This is a genomic window from Agrobacterium sp., from assembly GCF_032092815.1.
Classification (GTDB): Bacteria; Pseudomonadota; Alphaproteobacteria; order Rhizobiales; family Rhizobiaceae; genus Agrobacterium.
Genome location: NZ_DAMDBP010000012.1, coordinates 129389 through 133097, shown reverse-complemented (window position 1 = coordinate 133097; position 3709 = coordinate 129389). Strand labels below are relative to the sequence as shown.

General features: G+C 59.7%; 5 protein-coding genes and 2 pseudogenes. 2 read left to right on the top strand and 5 right to left on the bottom strand.

The window, feature by feature from the left end:
* Nucleotides 1-176: 176 nt before the first annotated feature.
* Nucleotides 177-335 (top strand): annotated as a pseudogene (locus RT613_RS09865) (helix-turn-helix domain-containing protein); the annotation flags it as partial.
* Between the two features lie 156 nt (nucleotides 336-491).
* Here the strand turns inward: RT613_RS09865 and RT613_RS09860 are convergent.
* The 5 genes and pseudogenes from RT613_RS09860 to RT613_RS09840 form a co-directional block, all read right to left on the bottom strand.
* Nucleotides 492-815: a DUF736 domain-containing protein gene (locus RT613_RS09860; RefSeq protein WP_275642415.1), complete on the bottom strand. Its 324-nt coding sequence runs from the start codon at nucleotides 813-815 to the stop codon at nucleotides 492-494.
* A gap of 506 nt (nucleotides 816-1321) precedes the next feature.
* Nucleotides 1322-1603 (bottom strand): annotated as a pseudogene (locus tag RT613_RS09855) (hypothetical protein); the annotation flags it as partial.
* A gap of 49 nt (nucleotides 1604-1652) precedes the next feature.
* Nucleotides 1653-2075: a hypothetical protein gene (locus RT613_RS09850; protein WP_313614938.1), complete on the bottom strand. Its 423-nt coding sequence runs from the start codon at nucleotides 2073-2075 to the stop codon at nucleotides 1653-1655.
* Nucleotides 2065-2325 carry a type II toxin-antitoxin system Phd/YefM family antitoxin gene (locus RT613_RS09845; protein ID WP_313614936.1) on the bottom strand — a complete coding sequence of 87 codons (261 nt, stop codon included), beginning with the start codon at nucleotides 2323-2325 and terminating at the stop codon, nucleotides 2065-2067. Before RT613_RS09845 ends, RT613_RS09850 begins: the two co-directional genes overlap by 11 nt.
* 63 nt (nucleotides 2326-2388) lie before the next feature.
* A complete protein-coding gene (locus RT613_RS09840; protein WP_313614935.1) occupies nucleotides 2389-3330 on the bottom strand; it encodes a DUF2493 domain-containing protein in 942 nt (313 codons plus the stop codon).
* Between the two features lie 197 nt (nucleotides 3331-3527).
* Between RT613_RS09840 and RT613_RS09835 the strand changes: the two genes are divergently transcribed.
* Nucleotides 3528-3709: hypothetical protein (locus tag RT613_RS09835; RefSeq protein WP_313614934.1), on the top strand; the 182-nt coding region annotated here is incomplete at its 3' end.

Genomic DNA, 3709 nt, shown 5'->3' with positions numbered 1-3709 from the left:
CTAGCTCTGCCCGTAGCCGGAATTGTAAAATCAATGGGGCGTAGACGGCGCATACAATCTAGAAGCCGGCAGCCCGCAAATTGCGGACGAGCGTAATATCCTGTTCAACCAAGTTATTCGAATGACGTGCGGCTGAATAGATTTGTAAATCTTAATTTACCCGATCGGGAAATAAAATGGCAAAACAAGTCAGAAGTCCAGCCGACATCGGCGCCTTGGTCCGCAGAACACGCAAGGAGCAAAACTTGCGACAGGACGAACTTGCCGGCGTTTCGGGCGTCAGCCTCCGATTTATCGTTGATCTCGAAGCAGGCAAGCCGACAGCACAGATCGGAGTTCGAGTGAGACAAATCGAGGAAAAATGAAAAACGACGTCCACAAACGGAAATGGTGGACCCGGAGGGACTCGAGGCCTGTTTTTGCTCCCAACAATGCACGCGGCCAGCGCAAAAATGCCGGTCCCGGCCCCGATCTCTCGGGGCCGGCTCCGTTCAGTTCGGGTTGTTCCAGAGGATCACCTTCTTCGCTGGATCGCCGCCAGGAGCTTGGGCGAGGTTACCGAAGATGACGCCGATCTCTGGAGCCTCCAGCTTCACGGAGAGGTACTCCTCGCCGGTCTGGCGGGCGATGCGGTTCCAGCCTGCGCCGATTTCGAAGCCGGTCTTGCGGTGGATGACCCGGTAGTCCGGAGCTTCCTCAGTCGCCTTCTGGGCGTTCGGGATGATGGCGATTGGGGCGTTGACCCGAATGGTGGCGAATACGCCTTCGAGAATGCCGTCGGTCTTCTGCGTCAAGGTTGCGATCGTGGTGGCCATGGTACTTTCTCCTTCGGTTGTTCGGGACCATTCCCGATGGCGCACGAAGAGACGGCCGACCTGCTGCGGTCAGCTCGGACAAAAATTTCGCGAAATTCTATTTTCCGCCAGAAGCGAACAACTGAAATCGAATTTCGCAAAAATTTTGGCCGAGTCTTACCCCTTTAGGGGTTGGCCGCAAAAGCAGGCGGTCGTCTATACGAGCGACATAAAACGGGAATGGTTCGGGGCAACTGAAGGGCGCGAAAAATCCATGGCTACCCAGTCAAACGCTGCAGGCTGTCCACCTCGCGCCTCCTCAGCGCTTCGCCGCTGTCCGGGGCAACGTCTTGCCGTCGCCTCTCACAATGCTTGCACGCGACGAGCACGCCTCCCGCCGACATCGCGCTGTTGCGTGTCTGCGAACTCGGCAGTGGCCGGGCCGCCGCCTGCTGACCGCGCGGCGATATCGCATGGAGTATCGGGATACCGACCTCACCAACTGCCTTGTCTGGGCCTCGTAGCCTGACGTCGCCATACCAGCAGGTGAACTCTAGGCAATCGGAGCAGCAGCGCATGACCATCACCTTAGGCATCGCGATTGAGACGGCGACCCGCCGATAGCCTGAGGTTGGTCTCCGATCCAAAAGCCTGCGGATTATGGGCAGAAGCTCCGCATCCTCAAGCTTGCTATAAGGTGCGTGGCTTCTACCTGCTTTCGAAAGGGTTTCGCGGAAGATATCGACCTCCAAGCTCGGGGACGTGATTTTCAGCTTCCTCCCTTCAAAATTGCCGACAATTGGCTCGTCAAAAACCACCACTGAATGGAAAGAGCGATGTCGCTTGACCAGCGCCGGCCTACTCTGTTCGGTTGACGCGGCGACCCGATTTGCGCGACGCCTCCCCGAAGGCTGCGGCGATCTTCATCATGAAGGTTTTACTGAAGCGGCCGAGTGTTTTGCCGTCCGGCCCGATGTACCAAGACCTTTCAGCAACATCGTAATTATATTCATCGACAACGATCCAACAGCGCTTGAGATCACCCAGGCCCGCCCGCCGGCATTCGATATCAGAGACTTCCAAGGCGATCCGGTCACCCTGGGGCGGCTGAGTCGTAATCGCCAGCAGGGCGAGATGGGTGAGGCCGTCATTCGCCCCACGAACAGCGACGACGACACAGGTCGGCCGGCTTTTCCGGCCTTCAGTTTCGCCGCCCTCTTCTTGCCACGACCACAGATAAGGATAAACCATTACCTGACCGGGCAGGAACTCACGGCTCATCGTCATACCCCTCACCGCGCGCCAGCCGGTCGATCTCGCTTGCGAAGAGTTCCTTATGTTCCTCCGGCATACCCGAAACGCGATGGGCGCTACGCGGATCGCCGCCGGTGCGCATCCGCTCATAATACTCGTAGCTCATCAGCACGAAGCGGGGTTTCCTGTGCTTGGTGAGAACGACCGGTTCGCGTGCCGCGGCGTCGGTAACGTCGCCAACCTGCTTGTTGAGATCGCCTGTCGTGAAATGCCGCATGACCATACTCCCTTGTTGATTTCCATATTATCCAGATTTTCCAGATTTGCAAGAAAACGGCGCTTACGCGCCGTCTCCTTTCAGTTCCCAGACATTGATGCCAAGTCGGCGGGCCTTGTCGCGAAGGTTTTCGGTGATACCGGAACCGGGGAAGACGATGACACCGGCCGGCATGACCGAAAGCATGTCGTCGTTACGCCGGAATGGGGCGGCCTTGGCATGCTTGTTCCAATCGGGTTTGAAGGCGATCTGCGTTACCCTACGGGCCTCGGCCCAGCAGGCGGCGATGCGTTCGGCGCCTTTCGGCGAGCCACCGTGCAACAGGATCATATCCGCGTGTTTGGCATGTGCCTTGTCGAGCGCGGCCCAAATCCGGTCGTGATCGTTGTAATCCATGCCGCCGCCAAAGGCGATCTTGGTGCCGGGTGGGATCAGCACCGCGTTTTCGGCGTGGCGGCGGGCAGAGAGGAAATCCCTGCTATCGATCATCGCTGCGGTCATGTTGGCGTGGTTGACCTTGGAGCCGGTGCGCGGCCGCCAGGCTGATCCGATCTGAGCCTCGAAGAGGTCGGCAGCATAGTCGCGCATAAACTCGAAGGCATTGCGCCGTTCGAGGAGCGTGATGCCCTCGGCGACATGGCGCTCGAGCTCGACGCTTTTCACCTCCGAGCCATCCTGCTCGCGCTGGCCGGTGCGCTGGGCGTCCTCGTTGCGCTGAAGGTCACGCTGAATACGCTCGCAAGCACGATGGAAAAGGTTGACAGTCGACCAAAGAAGGTCTTCGAGATCGGGCTCCAGCCGGGTGTCGCCAAGCATCTCGAACAGAGCGTGGAACATCGCGGTCAGCCCCGACTGCACGACCGGCTCTTCGGGAAGCGGCCGCTGATCTGGCTCATCCTGGAAGGGACGATGGCCATGGAGCTGCATTTCGTAAATGATGCTGTCGGTTGGAGAGGATGCGTGGTGCGGCTCTAAGGTGTCGTTGTTGTGTAGCGTAAGGTTCATGGTGGTCTCCGTCGGTTAGGGCCGCGCCTCTCGCGGCCTGACGGCGATCCCAGTCCATGCGGAGGCGGACCAGAACCGCAGCGCCCCGCGCTGCGGCCACGCAACGCAGTGGGCCCCGCCGGAAAGTTTTTTTGTCTCGCGAGGAGCACCGGGCCTGCATCGGTCCGAAAAGCGCAAGGCGGTTTTCGGAGTTGCCGATGCGCACGAAAGCCGGTGCGGGGAAAAAACCATTCCGGCGGCGGCTGGCGGCCCATCCGCCGCATGGTAAGGGTCGCCTTTCGGCAGGCCCGCAGGCGCCGCACACACAGGCGGTGACCGGTAACGGACCGGCCTTCCCACCCGCACGGCCGCAGCCCCGCCTCACCCACCACGGTTGCAT

Excerpts from the sequence above, each read along its gene's own strand:
- RT613_RS09860 (WP_275642415.1), bottom strand. The coding sequence starts at position 815 with ATGGCCACCACGATCGCAACCTTGACGCAGAAGACCGACGGCATTCTC.
- RT613_RS09850 (WP_313614938.1), bottom strand. The coding sequence starts at position 2,075 with ATGAGCCGTGAGTTCCTGCCCGGTCAGGTAATGGTTTATCCTTATCTG.
- RT613_RS09845 (WP_313614936.1), bottom strand. The coding sequence starts at position 2,325 with ATGCGGCATTTCACGACAGGCGATCTCAACAAGCAGGTTGGCGACGTT.
- RT613_RS09840 (WP_313614935.1), bottom strand. The coding sequence starts at position 3,330 with ATGAACCTTACGCTACACAACAACGACACCTTAGAGCCGCACCACGCA.